Below are 2030 nucleotides of genomic sequence, written 5' to 3'. Positions count from 1 at the left end.
TGAATACCGTAACGAGGTTACTGTACCATTCCCAAAAAAGGAAGTTAAAAAATGCCCTGTATATTACCCAAAAGATGGGTCTATCACAGTCTTTCATGAACTAATGCATGCTTTTTTTTACTACAATTCAACCGGGAGGTTTATAGACTCAACAACTGAAGAAGAACTATTGATCCATGCAATATCCGATGGGTGCAGTTCTTTTAAAACGACGATATAATATTAAATAACAAGAGGTTATAAAAAGTATGTATTGAAAAAGAGGGCAAATTAGAGTATGTATGAATGATCAAATAACATACATAGGAAAAAGAAGGTGCCCTCATGAAACAAGTATACAATATTAACCAAGATTTGAAAGAATTCTCCTCTGCTAAAGAACATTTCATTCATCTCGTCAACGAACTCCAATCAGAACAGACCATAGAAATGGAACACGGAGATGTCGAGCAAATCATTTCACGCGAAGGTAACGAAATACTCAGGCGTTTGTTGCAAGCACATTTAGATTTACGATCAGCACAGGAGCAAAAGCAGAAAGAGATGAAAGGAAGCAATGGTGACAAACTTACCCATATTCGAGAAAATTGCGAACGCAGTCTAATGAGCTTGTTTGGCCAAGTCAAGGTCAGACGCATAGGATATAATATGCGTGGCAAGAGCAGTGTCTTCCCTATGGATGCGGAACTAAATCTTCCAAAAGACAAATATTCCCATGGATTACGTCAACGAGTAGCTCAGGAAGTATCGAAAAATTCGTTTGATGCAGCAGTAGAAAGTATTAAACAAACTACAGGAGGAAAGGTTCCCAAGCGTCAGATTGAAGAAATTACTACGGAAATCAGTCAGGATTTTGTCAAGTTTTATGAGAATCAACCGTCGAATAGTTTTGAAGAGAGTTCCGACCCCCTAATCATGAGTGAAGACGCTAAGGGGATAGTGATGCGTCAAGAAAGTCTTCGTGAGGCCACACGGAAGGCCGCAGAGAAGAAAAGTACCAAACGCAAGGCTCGTCTTAATAAAGGGGAAAAACGCAATCGTAAACGTATGGCGATGGTGGGTGCAGTGTATAGCATTGAACGAAATTATCGTACTCCAGAGGAAATTATGGGAGTAGAGAAATCTGAGGAAAAAGCAAGAGTAAAACCAAGAGCAAGAGCCAGAAACAAGCGGGTTTGGGCGAGTGTGGAACGTGACCATAATGTAGTAACGGATGAAATATTTGAGGAAGCATTAAGCCGCGATCCAGAGAAACGGCGAGAGTGGGTGATGCTAATTGATGGACATAATGATCAATTGAAAAACATACGGTCAAGTATGAAGCGGTATAATGTAGCGGTTTTACTCATCCTCGATTTTATTCATGTTCTCGAATACCTCTGGAAAGCGGCCTATTGTTTTTATAAAGCAGGTAGTGATTCAGCTGAAGAATGGGTAGGATACAGAGCGTTGCAAATTCTTAAAGGTAATGCGAGCCATGTAGCAGGAGGGATGCGCCGAAGCGCAACATTAAGGGGACTTTCTATCGAGAAACGTAAAGCGGTAGATAAGTGTGCGGACTACCTGCTCAAATATAAAGAGATGTTGAAATATGAGGAGTATTTAGCTGCAGGTTTACCGATTGCTACAGGTGTAATTGAAGGTACATGTCGGCATTTGATAAATGACCGAATGGATATTACAGGTGCACGTTGGGGGTTAGAAGGTGCCGAAGCAGTATTGAAGTTACGTTCATTGCAGTCTAGTGGAGATATCGATGCGTATTTGGATTTCTATAAAGTCAAATCGTTGCAACGTAACCATGAGCCACAATACATAGACCCTATGATAAAGGATGTTGCATAGTATTTTGAATTTTTTGTGTCGTTCTAAAAGAACTGCACCCAAACGCTTTATCTATATTAGCTCTGAATCCGTACTAGTCGATCGAAAGCCTTTAGAGGGAATTGATGAAAGCTGTCCCTATCCAGAAGAACCAAACTCGTATTATGGAAAGTCCAAAAAACTAGCAGAACAAGAAATTATCAACG

General features: G+C 40.2%; 3 protein-coding genes. All 3 read left to right on the top strand.

Annotated elements, in window-relative coordinates; genetic code table 11:
* On the top strand, positions 1 to 220 hold a 220-nt coding region (locus tag VGA95_12980; GenBank protein HEX9667453.1), incomplete at its 5' end, for a hypothetical protein.
* A gap of 104 nt (positions 221 to 324) precedes the next feature.
* A complete protein-coding gene (locus VGA95_12975) occupies positions 325 to 1845 on the top strand; it encodes an ISKra4 family transposase (protein ID HEX9667452.1) in 1521 nt (506 codons plus the stop codon).
* A 4-nt stretch (positions 1846 to 1849) separates the two neighbouring features.
* A partial coding sequence (locus VGA95_12970; protein HEX9667451.1) for an NAD-dependent epimerase/dehydratase family protein occupies positions 1850 to 2030 on the top strand: 181 nt, incomplete at its 3' end.

The sequence above is a fragment of the Thermodesulfobacteriota bacterium genome, assembly GCA_036397855.1.
In the GTDB taxonomy this organism is placed as follows: domain Bacteria; phylum Desulfobacterota_D; class UBA1144; order Nemesobacterales; family CSP1-2; genus DASWID01.
Note: the sequence above shows the minus strand (reverse complement) of the source record. Positions and strands in the feature narration are given on the sequence as shown.

Bases quoted from the DNA above. Each gene is read 5' to 3' on its own strand.
- VGA95_12975 (HEX9667452.1), top strand. From the start codon at position 325: ATGAAACAAGTATACAATATTAACCAAGATTTGAAAGAATTCTCCTCT.